Consider the following 15,056-nt stretch of genomic DNA (forward strand, 5'->3'; position numbering starts at 1 on the left):
CGCGACGCGCTCGGCGAAGACACGCGACGCGCGCGCAATCACCGCAGAACGGTGGGCCGAACCCACCAGCCGGGGTACTCGGCCTTCAGCCGCCGGGCCAAGACGGCGGCCGCCCGGCAGTCATCGGTGAGAGCAAACACGGTGGCACCCGAGCCGGACATGCGCACCAGCCGGGCCTCCGGCGCCGCGGCCAGCGCGCCCATCGCGGTGCCAACCACCGGCGCCACCGCCCGCGCCGGCGGTTCGAGGTCGTTGGGCAGACCAGCCAGAACCCCGCGCAAGGCAACGACATCCGCCGGCAGTTCACGCGGATGCTCGGGGCCGGGCAGCAACTCCCCCGCCCGCAGGCCCAGGGCGCGGAAGACATCGGCCGTAGGCACGGCGACACCGCAATTCACCAGCACGGCGAACAGCGGCGGCAGCCGCAACGGTGCCGAAAGCTGCTCGCCGATTCCCCGCATGAGGCGCGGGCGCGGATCGAGGCACACCGGCACGTCAGCGCCGGTCTCCCGCGCCGCCGCCAGCAGGCGCGCGTCATCCAGGGTGAGAGCGTTGAGACGGGCCAGCAGGCGCAGGGCCGCGGCGGCATCGGCCGAGCCGCCCCCCATGCCGGCGGCCACCGGCAGGCGCTTCACCAGACGGAAATCGCCGAGGCGTAGCCCCGGCACGCGATCGGCCAACGCCCGCGCCGCCTTGAGCACCAGATTGTCGGCGTCGGGCCCCGCCGCGGCGGCGGTCGGCCCTTCCACCGTCAGCGCCAGCGGACGATCGGGCGTGAGCGCCACGAGATCGCCGACACCGGCGAACATCACCAGGCTGACGAGCTCATGGAAACCATCCCCACGCCGGCCGGTGACCCTGAGGGTCAGGTTGATTTTGGCGGGTGCCTTGGCCAGAGAGGTCTCCATGGGCGCCTTATGGCCCGGGGTCATGGCGCCGGCAAGGCCACGCCACGGCCCGGCCTGCGGCGCGGGGCTCCGACGCTGCAGTGCCCCTGCGCGGGTGGAAACTTGCGACCCACCGGGAAAGCGGCCATCCTCCCGCCATCTCCTCGCGTATGAATGGCGCGGTGCAACAGCCGTCCAGGCTCTTCAGGATTCTTGATCGGTGAAGATTTCTCGCCCCACTTCCTCCCTGGCGCTCGTCGCCGGGTTCGCCGCGGTGTTGCATCTGGCCCTGCCGGCAACAGCCCGCGCGGAGGCCCCCGCAGAGTTTGATCCCACCATCGCCGGCAGCTATCTGGCTGCGCGCTTCGCCACCACGGAACGCGACACCGACGCCGCGGTGACCTATCTGCGCAATCTGCTGGAGCTTGATTCGCGCAATGAAGAGGTGATGGAACGCACCTTCTTCGCCACCCTGGTGGACGGCCAGATGGCCGAGGCCATGAAGCTGGCCGAACGGCTGGTGAAGGTGGACAACGGCCACCGCATCGCCCGGCTCGCACTGGCGGTGAAGGCCATCAAGAAGGGCCGGTTCCAGACCGCGCGCACCAACCTCGCCCTTTCGGTGCGTGGCCCCATCGGCGATCTCACCGCCACGCTGCTGGCCGCCTGGACCTTCTACGGCTCGGGCAACACCAAGGGGGCCGTCAGCCTCATCGACCAGCTCAAGGGGCCCGAGTGGTATGCGCCGCTGAAGGCGCTGCAGGCCGGGCTGATCCTGGATGCCGCCGGCAACAAGAAGGAAGCCGGCAAGCGCCTGGCGGAAGCCGTGAAGCTCGATCCCGGCTCGCTGCGGACCATTGAGGCCTATGCCCGCTGGGCCTCGCGCAACGACAGCACCGAAGCGGCCATCGCCGCTTATGCGGATTTCGAGAAGGCGATGCCCAACCATCCGGTGGTGCTCGCCGAAATGAAGGAATTGAAGGCCGGCAAGCCGCTGCCGCCTCTGGTGACCACCGCCCAGGAAGGCGCCGCCGAGGTTCTCTATGGGCTCGGCTCCACCCTGGCCCGCCAGGGTGGTGAGGACCTCGCCCTCGTCTATCTCCAGCTCGCCATCTGGCTTGATCCCGAACATCCGTTCGCGCGGCTGACCCTGGCTGACCTCTACGAGCAGCTCAAGCAGCCGCAGAAGGCCATCTCCGTCTATGAGCTGGTACCGGACTCCTCGCCGCTGAAGCGCAATGCCGAAGTGCAGATGGCCATCAATCTCGATGCCACCGACAAGTTCGACGAGGCGCAGAAGCATCTGAAGGACATCATCGCCGCCAATCCCAAGGATCTGGAGGCCATCGTCGCCCTCGGCCGCATCCAGCAGGCGCGCAAGATGTTCTCCGAATGCGCCGACACCTATTCACAAGCCATCGCGCTCATTCCCGAGCCCACCAAGGCCAACTGGGCGCTGTTCTATTTCCGCGGCATCTGCAATGAGCGCAGCAAGAACTGGGCGGGGGCCGAGGCCGACCTGAAGAAGGCGCTGGCCCTCAATCCGGACCAGCCCCACGTGCTGAACTATCTCGGCTATTCCTGGGTCGACCAGGGCACCAACCTGGATGCCGGCCTGGACATGATCCGCAAGGCGGTGGCCCTGCGCCCGGACGACGGCCCCATCGTCGACAGCCTGGGCTGGGCCTACTTCCGGCTCGGCCGCTATGAGGAGGCGGTCTCCGAGCTGGAGCGCGCGGTGGAGCTCATGCCGCAGGATCCGGTGATCAACGATCACCTGGGTGATGCCTATTGGAAGGTCGGGCGCAAGCTCGAAGCCGGCTTCCAGTGGAACCATGCCCGTGATCTGAAGCCGGAACCGGATGATCTCGCCAAGATCGTCAAGAAGATCGACAAGGGCCTCGACGCCGTCGATGCTCCCCCGCCGGTGAAGAAGGCCGAGGAGCAGAAGGGCGGCTGACCCCGCCCCTGCTGCCCCACCCTGCCGCTGCGCGGCCCGCCGCCGCGCGCCATCGCCGGCGGCGGACCATGGCGGCCTCCAGGCCGCGACCGCGCCGGCGGATGCGGCCGCGCCAGTGTCACGCCGCCCCACCGGCGCCATCCCCTTCTTCCGGCCCACGCGCCCTTGCGGATCCACACCGCCCTTGTGGACCCACCAGCGCGCCGGATCGCCCGTCTCACTGGGGCCCAACGTCCCCCATCGACCGGCGCCTGACCCGCCCCTGCCTCCCGAGGACTGAGAATGGATGAAGTGGCCTGGCTGGTGCTGCTGGCACTGGCCTTCCCCGTGATGGCGCTGGTGGCGCTCATCCTCGCCCTGCGTCAGCGCGGGCGCCTGCAGACCTTGGAACAGCGTGTGCAGGCCCTTGAGCTCGCCCTGGCGCAGTTCCGGGCGACACCCACGGCGGCAGAAGGGATAACCGCGCACCGTCCGCCGGACATGGACCTCACGGAACCGGCGCCACGCCCCCACGCGACACCCGCCCCGCACGCCCCCGAGCGGCCCGCCCCCGGCCCCCTCCCCTCCACGCCACAAGCCGAACCAACGCCGACCAGGGGCTGGAGCATCGGGCGGCTGCGGGAGGGCCTGTCGGGGTTCGAGGAGCGCGTGGGCGCCCGCTGGACCGTATGGGTCGGCGGCCTCGCCCTGGCACTGGGCGGCGTCTTCCTGGTGCGCTTCGCGGTCGAGCAGAACCTCATCGGTCCGGCCGGCCGCATTGCCCTCGGGCTGCTGCTGGCGGCGGCGCTGCTGGCGGGGGGCGAAGCCCTGCGCCGGCTGGATCGCCGCGACGGCTTCGCCGGCCTGCCCGCCGCGCAGGTGCCCGCGGTGCTGACGGCGGTGGGCACCATGACCGCCTTCGGCAGTCTCTATGCGGCCTATGAGCTTTACCACCTGCTCCCGCCGGCCGCCGCATTCCTGCTGCTGGGCCTGACCGGTGTCGCGACGCTGCTGGCGGCGCTGCTGCATGGCCCGGCACTGGCGGCACTGGGGTTCGTCGGCGCGGCGGTGACGCCCCTGCTCATCAGCTCCGACACGCCCAATGCCTGGGGCGTCGTGCTGCTGATCTCCATGGTCGGGGCCAGCGCGCTCGCCGTGGCGCGCATCCGGCTGTGGCGCTGGCTGGCGCTGCTGGCCCTGCTGGGCGGGGCCGCCTGGGGTGTCGCCCTCCTCCTCTTCGCGCTGCCGCAGGCCGTGCCGGCGGCGGGCGCCCTGGCCGCCGTGCTGCTGGTGCTGACCGCCCTGCTGATCGCTCCCGGGTTGGCGTGGGGCCCGCCGGCCGATCCGCGGCCGGATCCGATCACCACTCTCGGCTGCGCCCTCGCTCTGCTGGTGGCGGTGCTGGCTGCCAATTCTGACGCCGTCGCCGGCCTGCCGCTGGCGGTGTTCGTGGGGCTGAGCCTGGGCACGCTGGCGCTCGCCTGGCGGGTGGAGGCCGCCACCTTCGGGGCGGTGGCGGTGGCCTTCGCCGCACCGGCGATCCTGATGGCCTGGGCCTTTCCACCGGAGCCGGGCAGCGCCGTGGCGCCGGCGGGCCCCCTGGCCGGCGTCGCGCCGGAGCCCGCGCGGCTCTCCGTCGGTCACTTCGCCACCTACGGCCTGATGATGGGCGCCGGATTGCTGGGCCTCGGCCTTGCCGGCGCCCTGCGCGCCCAGCGGCGCCTCACCGCGCTGGGCTGGGCGCTGACCGCCACCGTCGGCCCGCTGCTGCTGCTCCTCGCCGCCTATGGACGGCTGACCGAGCTCGATCGCAACCTGCCGTTCGCCGCCCTCGCCCTGCTGCTGGCGGCCCTGTTCACCGCCGGCGCCGAGCTGCTGACCCGACGGGGCCGCGAGGTCCCGGCAGCGGTCTTTGCCGCCGCTGGCGTCATCGGCCTGGGCCTTGCCCTGGCGTTCGCCCTGGAGAAGGGATGGCTCACCGTGGGCCTCGCCCTGGCGGCCCTGGGCGTCGCCTGGGTCGCCACCCAGCGGCCCCTGCCCGGACTGCGGCAGCTCGCGGCCGCCCTCGGCATGGTGGTGCTGGCGCGGATCGGCTGGGATCCCACCATCGCCGGCGCCGATCTCGGAACCACGCCCATCTTCAACTGGCTCTTGTGGGGCTATGGCGTGCCGGCCCTGGCCTTCGCTGCCGCCGCATGGCTGCTGCGGGCGCAGGACGACTGGAGCCGGCGGGTGCTGGAGAGCCTGGCGCTAGTGTTCGCGGTGCTGCTGGCGGCCCTGGAAATCCGCCATCTGGCCCATGGGGGCGACGTCTATGCCGTCGGCTCCCGGCTGTGGGAGAGCGGGCTCCTGGCTGCCATCTATGCAGCCTATGCGGTAGGCCTCGCCCGGATCGCCCGCGCCACCGGCCGCCGTCTCTACCGCTTCTTCTCCGATGGCGTGGCGGTTCTGGCCGCCCTGTGTGCCCTTGACGCCCTCATCGCCGGCAATCCCTTCCTCACCGGCGCCAATGTGGGCGGGGTGGTCTTCAACGACCTGCTGGTGGCCTATGCCCTCCCGGCGGTGCTGGCCTTGGCCTACGCGGCCAACCTGCCGCCGCATCGTCCGCGGCTGCGGCTCGCGGCCGGGGCGCTCGCCACCGTGCTGGCCCTCGCCTACCTGACGTTCCAGGTGTCGCGCCTGTTCCAGGGGCCAGTGCTGGATGCGGACCGGATCAGCTCCATGGAATGGTACACCTATTCCGCGGTGTGGCTAGCGTTCGGCATCGCCCTGCTGGGGCTCGGGCTGGCCCGCGGCTCCCGCGCCCTGCGCCTCGGCTCCGCCGCCGTGGTGGGCGCGACGGTGGTGAAGGTCTTCCTTTCCGACATGTCGGACCTGGAGGGCGTATTGCGCGCCATGTCCTTCATCGGCCTCGGGCTGGTGCTGGTGGCCATGGGGTGGCTCTACCAAAGGCTGCTGCCGCGCCGAGGCGGGCCGCCGCAGGGTTAGGGGCTCGCCTCCTCACCGCCGCAATGCAATAGTGAGCGCAGGCCACTCTCATTTGCGCGGACGCATAGGAACATGATCGCGTGGGATGACTTCCGCCTGGTCCGGGCCATCGCCCAAACGGGGTCCCTGGCCGGGGCCGCCGACCTCCTGACCGTCAACCACTCCACCGTGTTCCGCCGGCTCGGAGCCCTTGAAGAGCTGATCGGCAGCCGCCTGTTCGAGCGGGCCCGCTCCGGTTATGTGCCCACCACCACCGGCGAGGAGATGGTCCGGCTGGCGGAGCGCATGGGCGAGGAGGTGGCGGCCGTGGAACGGCGCATCACCGGCCGCGACCTGCGCCCCTCCGGCGACCTGCGGGTGACCACCAACGATTCCATGCTGGTGCACATGCTGACGCCGGTCTTCGCCAGCTTCCGCGCCGCCTTCCCCGAGATCCGCCTGGATGTGGTGGTCTCCAACCAGCCGCTGAGCCTGTCGAAGCGCGATGCGGACGTGGCCATCCGCGCCAGCGATCGCCCCGGCGACATCCTGGTGGGCCGGCGGATCGCCGGCATTGCCTGGGGCGTCTATGGCCGGCCGGATGTGATTGGCGCGGGGCGATTGGAGCCGGGCGACCTGCGCAGGCACGACTGGATCGGCTTTTCCGACACCCTCGGCTCCATCAAGCCGGCCAAGTGGCTGCGCGAGCGGGTGGGCGACGACCGGCAGGTCTATCGGCTCAACTCGGTGCTGGGGCTGGCCGAGGCGGCGGTGGCGGGGATCGGGCTGACGGTGCTGCCCTGCTTCATCGGCGCCAGCACGCCCGGGCTGGTGCGCGTGATGGGCCCCGAACCGGAAATGGAATCCGGCCTGTGGCTGCTGACCCATCCGGATATCAAGGCCACCGCCCGCGTCCGCTCCTTCATGGAGCACGTGGGCCGGGAACTGTCGCGGCGCAAGGCGTGGATCGAAGGGCAGCACGACCACCCGCCAGCGGCCTGAAGCTGCGCCCAACCCGCCCCGACGCTGCGGACTGATCAGAACAAGCGAGAGCGCACCGCGCGCCTTACTGGGCCGAAGCCTCTTCGGCGACGTGGCTGCGGCTGCGGCGCCGCGAGGCCACCTGGGGCCGTTCGCCGCCGACCCGGTCGAAATCGCACCACATGGTCTGCACGCCGGCCAGAGAGCCACGGAACGAGCCCGGCCCGGTCTTCACCACATCGAAGCAGGGCTCGAACGTCATGCCCTTGACGAAGCCGCAGACGGCATCGCCGCGCACCCGCAGGGTGTTGGGCGGCAGCCGCACGAAGCGGGCGGGGTTTTCCCGCAGGGAGATGATGCCCGCCACCGAACCGTCGGCATAGACCCGGCCCGAGCCCTTCGAGCCTTCGAAGCAGGAGAAGGAGAACGAGCGCCCGATCACGAAGGCCCGCGCCTGTTCCGCCGAAAGCTGCTCACCGGCACGGGCGGCGCTCGTCGCTCCGGAGAGCACGGTGGCGACACCGATGGCCGCGAGAAAAGTCCTGCGCATGGCTGCTTCACAACTGCCTGTTGATCAAGCTCGAAGATGCACAGACGCACCCCCCGACTGTCAAGCGCAGCACCCCCCGGGAATGGCGGAAAATGCAGCAATGACGCCGTTTTTCCGCGCAGTGTGACCCTGCGGCCGCAACAAATTAACCCCCTGTTCAGGGTCTGTTAAGGGCTCGTTTACGCCACGCTCACCACCGGCCGGTGCACCGGCTCTTCGCGGATCGGCAGGTTGATGGCCGCCGAGGCGAACGACAGGGCGACCGACAGCCACCAGATGAGGTCATAGGAGCCGACGGCCTCATAGAGCTCGCCGCCCAGATAGACGCCGAGGAAGCCGCCCACCTGGTGGGAGAAGAAGGCGAAGCCGTAGAGCATGGCCATGTAGCGCGTGCCGAACATCAGCATCACCAGGCTCGACGTGGGCGGCACGGTGGAGAGCCACAGCAGCCCCATGGCGGCACCGAACACGTAGCAGCTCAAGGGCGTGACCGGCAGCATGATGAACACGGCGATGGCCACCCCGCGACCGGCATAGATCCAGGCCAGCAGATACTTGCGGGAGACCCGCGCGGTCAGGTAGCCGGCGGCGATGGAGCCGATGATGTTGAACAGGCCGATGAGCGCCAGGGTCGCCGCCCCGACCGACAGGCCGATGCCGCGATCCACCAGAAAGGCCGGCATGTGCACGGTGATGAAGGCCAGCTGGAAGCCGCAGGTGAAGAAGCCCAGCACCAGCAGCACATAGCTGCGGTGACGGAAAGCCTCCGACAGGGCGCCCGCCACGCTCTGCTGCGGCAGGGCTGGCGCCGCCGCCGCACCTGGTGCTCCCGCGCGCATGCCACGGGTGGCGAGGGCGATCGAGAACGGCATCACCACCAGCATGGCAAAGCCGAACACGATCAGCGTTTCCTGCCACCCCACGCTGTCGATCAGCCCGGTGGTGAGCGGCGGAAACAGGAATTGCCCGAACGACCCGGCCGCGGTGGCCGCGCCGAAGCCCAGCCCCTTCAGCCGGTCGGGCAACAGCTTGCCGAACGCCGCCAGCACGAGATTGAACGAGGCCGCCGACAGGCCGAAGCCCACCAGGACACCGGCACTGATCTGCAGCATCGCCGGTGTGGTGGCGTAGGCCATGAGAATCAGGCCCGCCGCGTAGAGCAAGGCGCCCGCGCACAGGACCCGCACCGTGCCGAAGCGATCGGCCACCGCCCCGGCGAAGGGCGAACCCAGTCCCCATAAGAGGTTCTGCAACGCAACCGCGAGGCCGAAGACGTCGCGACCCCAGCCGAGGTCACTCGACATGGGCACCAGGAACAGGCCGAACACCGAACGCGGCCCGAAGGTGATCATGGCGATCACGCAGCCGGCAATGATGATCAGCACAGCAGGGAGATGGCGCCCAGGAGCCGCCGGCGGGCGCATCGTCTCAGAAGGGATCGACATGAAACACTCGCTCTGCGGCACCCAAGACGCACGCCCAAGGCGCACCGGCCGCTTCGCGGGCATGTTAATCCGCCGACGCGCCATCAGAAAAATCAATATTGATCACGTGATCCATGAAATCTCGTCATGGATCCGCGCGCATCAGGCGCTGCTTTGCAGGAATGTCTGGGAGCGTTTGCGCAGAGGAAGACCGGCCGGAGTTCCCCTCCGGCCGGAACGGGGCAGCGACGCGACGCCGCCCGTCGTCAGATCAGCCGCGACGCGGCGCTTCCGGGCGCGGCGGCCGGGCGGGACCGCCGAAGAACGCCCGCAGATTGTCGCGCGCGAGCACCTGGAAGGTCTTCTGCTGCTCCGGGGTCAGCGCCTTGTAGAGCGGGTCGAGGGCGTCGGCCACCTTGGTCATCTCACCCGCAGTGGTGGTCATCCGCGTGGCCCCGGCGCGCAGCCGCGCCACCGGATCGACCATCGGCGGCTTCTCGCCCTGCTTGGCGGCGGCGCGGGCGGCCTGGCGCTCGGCACGGCGCTGCTCCATGAGGGCGGAGCGCTGCTTGGCCACATCGCGCAGCGCGGTCTCGAAGGCCGGCCACAGCTTTTCCTGGTCGGGGGTGAGCTTCAGCCCGCCCTTCACCGCGGCGATGCGCGCATCGGACAGGACTTCCCGCTGCTCGGCGGTGGGCCGCGGCCCCTGCGGGCCGGCCCCCACGGGCGGCGCCGCATAGCTGGCCACGGAACCAGCGACAAGGGCAGCCGCGACGGCGGCAAGAACGGTCTTCTTCATCAACGGTCCTCCTTAAAGGATGGCCGCACCATGCGCGGAGACGCCCCGCCCCTCAACTTAAAGTTCGGTAATCCTGCCCCCCGATGACGACAGGGAAACGGCATCAAAACACCACATTTCTGAGCGGTCAGGCGGCCGAACCAAACGGCGCCAGAAGCTGCACCTCGCGGGCCCGCACCGTTGCATCGCCAGCGGCATAGCCCCGCCTTTCCATCTCGCAGCGCCATGCTCCGGGCTCCCCGGAAATCCGGTACAGGGCATAGGCACCGGCCCCACGGTCATCGTCCGGCCCGGCGGATGCCGAGGGCACGCCAACCACGGGCACCACGCCACCGGCCGGCGTGGGAATGACTCCGAACTCAGTGCGGTGGTCGTGCCCGTGCATCACCAATTCCGCACCGGCCTCAGCGAGCACCGCCCGCACCGCTGCCGCGTCCCGCAGATCGCGATGGAAGGGGCGGGTGCCCACCGGTGGATGGTGGATCATCACCGCCCGGAACAGTCCCTCCTCCTTCAACTGCAGCAGCAGCGTCCGCAGCCGCGCGAGCTGTCCCCGCCCGGCTTCGCCGCTGGCCAGGAAAATGGCGGTGGGAATGGCGGTGGAGACGCCGACCACGGCCACCGGCCCGCGCCGGCGCACATAGGGAAAGGCATCCACATCCACCGGCGTGTGCGGATGGGTGTCGTCACCCGAAAGGAAGGGGGCCCAATGCTCCAGATGGTAATGCATGGCGGAGCGCACATAGGCGTCGTGGTTGCCAGGCACCACGCTGACGCGGTCAGGCTCCCCGAGGGAGGTCAGGAAGGTGGCGCCGGTATCGAATTCCTCCGGCAGGGAGAGGTTCACCAGATCGCCGGTGACACAGATATGGTCCGGCGCCTGCGCCATCAGATCCGTGAGCAGCGGCCCCAGGGTGGATGCCCCGAAATTGCGGCGGCGCGCACCGATCCAGTTCATCATTCCAAAGAAGCGCTTGCCGAGCAGCTCGGAGACGCGCGCCTCGGGAATGGGGCCCAGGTGGGGGTCGGAAAGATGGGCAAGCACGAACATGTCGGCAGCAGGCCTCCAGTTGAGCCCTTGGAGCGAGCCCGTGTGGCACATCCCCTTGATACGTCCCGATGCCGCGCCTGTGCGGATCGCGCATCCCGCGCGGGACGCAAGCGCAGGCCGGGGGCCATGCGGGCGGATCGGTTGATGTCGCCGCCCTCCTCTCGCAAGATTCCGCGGCTACTGCAACGAGCGAGTCGGTGCCGCCCGCGGCCCGATGGCGATCGAACCCCGATCGATCTGTCTGGAGTCCTGCATTGGTGCGCGCTGTCCTTCCCCTTCCCCTGCTCGCTCTCGCGCTGTGCGCCGGCGGGCCGGCCCTCGTCACCGCGGCTGCCGCCGCCCAGGTCAGCGTGCGCGGCACCAGCCTGCTGGTGGATGGCCAGCCCTTCGTGGCCCGGGGCGCCAGCGGCGAAACCCGTCTTCCCGAGCTGAAGGCCCTGGGGGCCAATGTGGTGCGGACCTATGGCCAGGAGCCCGGCGCCGTGCTGGATGCCGCCCAGCGCGCCGGGCTCAAGGTCATCGTCGGCTTCTGGATGGGCCATCCGCGCCTCGGCTTCGATTATCGCAACCGCGCCGCCGTGGAGACGCAGCTGGACGCCCTGCGTCACATGGTGGAACGCTACCGCAACCACCCGGCCCTGCTCATGTGGGGCATCGGCAACGAGGTGGAGGTGGAACTGCCACCGGAGGAAACGGAGCTGGTCTGGCCGGCCATCGAGCAGGCGGCGCAACTGGTGAAGACCCTCGACCCCAGCCACCCCACCATGGCGGTGGTGGCGGAGGTGGGCACCGACAAGGCCGCGCAGATCAAGCGCCTGGCGCCCTCCATCGACGTGCTCGGCATCAATGGCTATGGCGATGGCCTGCTCACCTCGGCCACCCGCGCCCGGGCCCAGGGCTGGAGCGGGCCGGTGCTGCTGACCGAGATGGGCAGCCTTGGCCATTGGGAAGCGATCAAGACGCCCTGGGGCGCGCGACCGGAGCTGACCTCCAGCGTGAAGGCCGATCGCATGCGCCGCTACCTCACCGCCGCCAAGCAGGCGGACATCGGCACCATCGCCTTCCTGTGGGGCCAGAAGCAGGAGGTGACCCCCACCTGGTATTCCCTGCTGCTTCCCACCGGGGAATGGACGGAAACGGTGGAGGTGATGGCCGAGCTGTGGGACGGCACGCCGCCCGGCGGCGCCAACCATGCCCCCCGCATCCGCTCGCTGCGCCTCGACGGTCCGGCCGAAGTGCCGCCGGGCGGACACGCCTTGGTGCGTTTGGCCGCCACCGATCCCGATGGTGATCCCCTCAAGGTGGAATGGCAGGTGATGGCGGAAAGCACGGCCCCCAGCATCGGCGGCGATCCCGAGCCCATTCCCCCGAGCTTTCCGCAGGCCATCCACGAGCCTTCGGCGAGCAGCGTGCGGGTGGGTCCGCTGCCCCCCGGCGCCTACCGGGTGTTCGTCACCGTGCGCGACGGGCGGGGCGCGGCCGCCACGGGCAACATCCCCATCCTCATGCGCTGAGGGCGCTGGCACCGTTTTCGCTTGATGCGTCCAACGCGGCCGACGCGGCGCATGGCGTGTGCGGTTGCCGCCGTTTGTCGGGTTCCCCCGCAGCGCAGAGGAATGCCATGGCCGAGATCGTGCCGCAGCAGCCGGGTCGGCTTCTGGTGGGCGCCGCCCAGGTGGGCGATGGCGCGGAGGTGGCGCATGTCCAGGTGCTCGCCGGGGCCCGCGGCTCCAGCGCCGAACAGGCGTTCGTGCGCGCCCTGACCAGCCCGGACGACGGCTTTACGGCGGTGCTGGCCATCCCCGCCCCCGCCTCACTCGCGGCACCGCGGACCGTGCTGTTCAACAAGCTGGCCATCCGCGACGCCCGCCAGGCCGCGCAAGTGTTCGGTCCCGCCCAGCGCGCCGTCGCGCAGGCGGTCGCCGACTGCGTGCGCGACGGCACCATTGGCCAGGCGGACGCCACCAACCTGTTCATCTGCGTCGGCGTCTTCATCCATGGATTGGCGCGCGACGAGGCGCGGATCTGGCGGTTCAACCACCTGGCCACCCGCGCGGCCCTGCGGCGCGCGGTCTTCGGCTGGCCCTCCGCCGGGCAAACGATAACGCCCGCAGCTGAGATCGATCCTGCCGGACCGCCGTTCGCCGCGGCCTGATCGCGCACGCTTACAGCGGCGGCCGAACGTCCGGCGGCACGTCGTCGAGCTGCCCCGAGGGCGCCAGATAGTCGATGAGACGCACCGCCCGGTCACCGGGACCGGCGAGCTTGGCGATGATGGAGCGCAGGGTCTTGAACTCCTGGGCCGACAACCCCTCGAACAGGGCGTCGTTGGCCGGCACCTGGACCCGCACCAGCTCCGTCAGGCGGCGCTCGGCCTCCGGCGTCACCGCCAGCACCACCCGCCGGCGGTCCTCGGGATTGACCGCCTTGGTCACCAGGCCGGCGCTGACCAGCTTGTTGACCTCCAGGGTGATGAACGCCCCGGACAGATGCAGGTGCTCCGCCACCTGGTTGACGCCAAGATCAGGGGTGAGCGCGCGCAGATGGGCGATGGCGGTGAGGATCGTGTATTGGGTGCCGGACAGGCCGATGAGCGCGCCCAGCCGGTCGCGCACTTCCTCGATCACCGCGGCGAAGGCCAGCATGTCGTGCAGCACATCGCGGAACACGAGATCGGAGCCGTCCACCAGGAGGGCGGGCCGGGATACGGTGAGCGGCAAGGCATTGCGGCGACGGCCGAGCTTCGACGACATCAAGCGGTAACTCCCCTGACCCGAGCGCCCCGGGCCCGCGGCCGGACCCGCGCCACGGCAGCGCACCCCAGCGGTTGCCGGGACCCGCACGATCAATCATTAGCTTTCGACAATAGCTATTTTGCTGCGAATTTCATTCCTTAAACCGGATCCGCGCCCATGGCCAATGGACTTTCGGCTAGCAGCGGCCCCGCCGCGCCGATAGCCGGCTAAGGCGCGCGCAGCCCGCCATAGGTGTTCCAAGGGGTGGCCACCAGCCAGCCGCAGTCCACCGGCACGTTCACTCCGGTCATGGCCGAGGCGGCATCGGAGGCGAGGAAGGCAACCACCCGCGCCACCTCCTCGGGCTCCACCAGCCGCTGCAGCGCGGCGTTGGCGGCGAGAGTGGAGACGTCACGCTCGCCCTTGGCGATGGCCTGCTTCAGCGCCGGCGTGAGGGTATAGCCGGGCGAAACCACATTCACCCGCACCCCGGCAGGGCCCCATTCGGCGGCCAGGCACTCGGTCATGGCGATCACCGCGGCCTTGGCCGGGCCATAGGCATGCAGCGGCACCGAGCGCAGTCCGGTGATGGAGGCGATGTTGACGATGGCGCCACGCCGCCGGGCCAGCATGGCGCGGCCGAAGGCGAGGCAGGACACATAGGTGCCACGCTGGTCGATGCGAACCACATTGTCCCACTGTTCCAGCGGCAGTTCATGGGGGCGGGCCGGCACCTGCAGCACGCCGGCGCTGGTCACCAGCACCTCGACCGGGCCGTATTCCGCCTCGATCTGCGCTGCGCAGGCCTCGAGGCTGGCGGCATCGCCCACATCGGCCACAAAGGGGGCGCCGCCCAGGCTCTGAGCCACCTGTGCGGCGGCCTCGGCCGAGCGATCGACGATGGCGACCCGCGCGCCGGTGCGGGCGAGCTCACGGGCGCAGGCCGCGCCGATGCCGCTGGCCCCGCCGGTGACGACGCAGACCGGAGCGCGAGGATCGGGGGTCGTCGACACCGGGATCTGCGAAGCTGACATGGCGTTCCTCCTTAAGGGTGGAGGCCACGCATGGGTGGGTTCGGGTGTGAAGTCAATGCGCCTGCCCTGCAGGGCGGGAGGGGCTCTGCGGCCAGCACCTGCGCTGGCCGCAGAGGATCATCAGCCTCTCGACCGATCAGCCCTTGGCGCGATCAGCCTTTGGCCTTGGCGCGCTCGATGGCCTCGACGATGAGCTTGTGGGCTTCCGCCTTGTCGCCCCAGCGCAGCACCTTCACCCACTTGTTGGGCTCCAGGTCCTTGTAGTGCTCGAAGAAATGCTCGATCTGCTTGAGCGTGATCTCCGGCAGGTCGGAATAGTCCTCGACCTTGTCGTAGCGCTTGGTGAGCTTGGAGACCGGCACCGCGACAATCTTCTCGTCCTGGCCGCTCTCGTCTTCCATCACCAGCACGCCCACCGGACGCACCGCGATGACCGAGCCCGGCACCAGGGCGCGGGTGTTGCACACCAGCACGTCGGCCGGATCGCCATCGCCGGAGAGGGTGTGCGGAATGAAGCCGTAATTCCCCGGGTAGCGCATGGAGGTGTAGAGGAAGCGGTCGACGAACAGCGCGCCCGACTCCTTGTCCATCTCATACTTGATGGGCTCGCCACCGATGGGGACCTCGATGATGACGTTGACCTGTTCGGGCGGGTTCTTGCCGATCGGAATGGCTTCGATGCGCATGTC

The 15,056-nt window shown here is 69.9% G+C and carries 13 protein-coding genes; 5 read left to right on the plus strand and 8 right to left on the minus strand.

Annotated features, from left to right (window positions below; translation table 11 throughout):
* Positions 1 to 38: 38 nt before the first annotated feature.
* Positions 39 to 908 (minus strand): 4-(cytidine 5'-diphospho)-2-C-methyl-D-erythritol kinase, encoded by an 870-nt coding sequence (locus MEU52_RS03530; protein ID WP_238120118.1) that lies wholly within the window; start codon positions 906 to 908, stop codon positions 39 to 41.
* 199 nt (positions 909 to 1,107) lie between these two features.
* On the opposite strand from MEU52_RS03530, the gene MEU52_RS03535 reads away from it, so the two are divergent.
* The 3 genes from MEU52_RS03535 to MEU52_RS03545 all read left to right on the plus strand — a co-directional run bounded on the left by MEU52_RS03535 (position 1,108) and on the right by MEU52_RS03545 (position 6,795).
* Positions 1,108 to 2,847 (plus strand): tetratricopeptide repeat protein, encoded by a 1,740-nt coding sequence (locus tag MEU52_RS03535; protein WP_238120117.1) that lies wholly within the window; start codon positions 1,108 to 1,110, stop codon positions 2,845 to 2,847.
* Positions 2,848 to 3,129: 282 nt separating this feature from the next.
* Entirely contained in the window at positions 3,130 to 5,814 is a 2,685-nt protein-coding gene (locus MEU52_RS03540) for a DUF2339 domain-containing protein (RefSeq protein ID WP_238120116.1), read from the plus strand.
* A 72-nt stretch (positions 5,815 to 5,886) separates the two neighbouring features.
* A complete protein-coding gene (locus tag MEU52_RS03545; RefSeq protein ID WP_238120115.1) occupies positions 5,887 to 6,795 on the plus strand; it encodes a LysR family transcriptional regulator in 909 nt (302 codons plus the stop codon).
* Positions 6,796 to 6,859: 64 nt separating this feature from the next.
* Here the strand turns inward: MEU52_RS03545 and MEU52_RS03550 are convergent, their stop codons facing one another.
* From MEU52_RS03550 to MEU52_RS03565, 4 genes are all read right to left on the minus strand, one after another.
* Positions 6,860 to 7,324, minus strand: a complete 465-nt coding sequence (locus tag MEU52_RS03550) for a hypothetical protein (RefSeq protein WP_238120114.1) — start codon at positions 7,322 to 7,324, stop codon at positions 6,860 to 6,862.
* A 179-nt stretch (positions 7,325 to 7,503) separates the two neighbouring features.
* The gene (locus MEU52_RS03555) at positions 7,504 to 8,769 is read right to left on the minus strand and encodes an MFS transporter (protein ID WP_443265907.1); all 1,266 of its coding nucleotides are present in this window, start codon (positions 8,767 to 8,769) and stop codon (positions 7,504 to 7,506) included.
* Between the two features lie 250 nt (positions 8,770 to 9,019).
* Complete coding sequence (locus tag MEU52_RS03560; RefSeq protein WP_238120113.1) at positions 9,020 to 9,547, minus strand: Spy/CpxP family protein refolding chaperone; 528 nt, start codon at positions 9,545 to 9,547, stop codon at positions 9,020 to 9,022.
* A 127-nt stretch (positions 9,548 to 9,674) separates the two neighbouring features.
* A complete protein-coding gene (locus MEU52_RS03565) occupies positions 9,675 to 10,598 on the minus strand; it encodes a metallophosphoesterase family protein (RefSeq protein WP_238120112.1) in 924 nt (307 codons plus the stop codon).
* A gap of 257 nt (positions 10,599 to 10,855) precedes the next feature.
* Between MEU52_RS03565 and MEU52_RS03570 the strand changes: the two genes are divergently transcribed.
* Both MEU52_RS03570 and fae read left to right on the plus strand, forming a co-directional pair.
* Positions 10,856 to 12,112, plus strand: a complete 1,257-nt coding sequence (locus MEU52_RS03570; RefSeq protein WP_238120111.1) for a glycoside hydrolase family 2 TIM barrel-domain containing protein — start codon at positions 10,856 to 10,858, stop codon at positions 12,110 to 12,112.
* Between the two features lie 107 nt (positions 12,113 to 12,219).
* Positions 12,220 to 12,753, plus strand: coding sequence for a formaldehyde-activating enzyme (gene fae / locus MEU52_RS03575; protein WP_238120106.1), 534 nt, complete (start codon positions 12,220 to 12,222; stop codon positions 12,751 to 12,753).
* Positions 12,754 to 12,763: 10 nt separating this feature from the next.
* Here fae and MEU52_RS03580 read toward each other — a convergent pair whose 3' ends face one another.
* The 3 genes from MEU52_RS03580 to ppa all read right to left on the minus strand — a co-directional run bounded on the left by MEU52_RS03580 (position 12,764) and on the right by ppa (position 15,053).
* On the minus strand, positions 12,764 to 13,351 hold the full coding sequence (locus MEU52_RS03580; protein WP_238120103.1) for a MarR family winged helix-turn-helix transcriptional regulator: 588 nt from the start codon (positions 13,349 to 13,351) through the stop codon (positions 12,764 to 12,766).
* Positions 13,352 to 13,560: 209 nt separating this feature from the next.
* The gene (locus MEU52_RS03585) at positions 13,561 to 14,367 is read right to left on the minus strand and encodes an SDR family NAD(P)-dependent oxidoreductase (protein WP_238120102.1); all 807 of its coding nucleotides are present in this window, start codon (positions 14,365 to 14,367) and stop codon (positions 13,561 to 13,563) included.
* A 152-nt stretch (positions 14,368 to 14,519) separates the two neighbouring features.
* Positions 14,520 to 15,053: an inorganic diphosphatase gene (gene ppa / locus MEU52_RS03590; RefSeq protein WP_238120100.1), complete on the minus strand. Its 534-nt coding sequence runs from the start codon at positions 15,051 to 15,053 to the stop codon at positions 14,520 to 14,522.
* Between the last annotated feature and the right edge of the window lie 3 nt (positions 15,054 to 15,056).

The sequence above is a fragment of the Xanthobacter sp. NM-25 genome, assembly GCF_022138605.1.
Lineage (GTDB): Bacteria > Pseudomonadota > Alphaproteobacteria > Rhizobiales > Xanthobacteraceae > Xanthobacter.

Coding starts and splice junctions, on each gene's coding strand:
- MEU52_RS03540 (WP_238120116.1), top strand. CDS start 3,130: ATGGATGAAGTGGCCTGGCTGGTGCTGCTGGCACTGGCCTTCCCCGTG.
- fae (WP_238120106.1), top strand. CDS start 12,220: ATGGCCGAGATCGTGCCGCAGCAGCCGGGTCGGCTTCTGGTGGGCGCC.
- ppa (WP_238120100.1), bottom strand. CDS start 15,053: ATGCGCATCGAAGCCATTCCGATCGGCAAGAACCCGCCCGAACAGGTC.
- MEU52_RS03580 (WP_238120103.1), bottom strand. CDS start 13,351: ATGTCGTCGAAGCTCGGCCGTCGCCGCAATGCCTTGCCGCTCACCGTA.
- MEU52_RS03545 (WP_238120115.1), top strand. CDS start 5,887: ATGATCGCGTGGGATGACTTCCGCCTGGTCCGGGCCATCGCCCAAACG.
- MEU52_RS03565 (WP_238120112.1), bottom strand. CDS start 10,598: ATGTTCGTGCTTGCCCATCTTTCCGACCCCCACCTGGGCCCCATTCCC.
- MEU52_RS03550 (WP_238120114.1), bottom strand. CDS start 7,324: ATGCGCAGGACTTTTCTCGCGGCCATCGGTGTCGCCACCGTGCTCTCC.
- MEU52_RS03560 (WP_238120113.1), bottom strand. CDS start 9,547: ATGAAGAAGACCGTTCTTGCCGCCGTCGCGGCTGCCCTTGTCGCTGGT.
- MEU52_RS03530 (WP_238120118.1), bottom strand. CDS start 908: ATGGAGACCTCTCTGGCCAAGGCACCCGCCAAAATCAACCTGACCCTC.
- MEU52_RS03555 (WP_443265907.1), bottom strand. CDS start 8,769: ATGTCGATCCCTTCTGAGACGATGCGCCCGCCGGCGGCTCCTGGGCGC.
- MEU52_RS03585 (WP_238120102.1), bottom strand. CDS start 14,367: ATGTCAGCTTCGCAGATCCCGGTGTCGACGACCCCCGATCCTCGCGCT.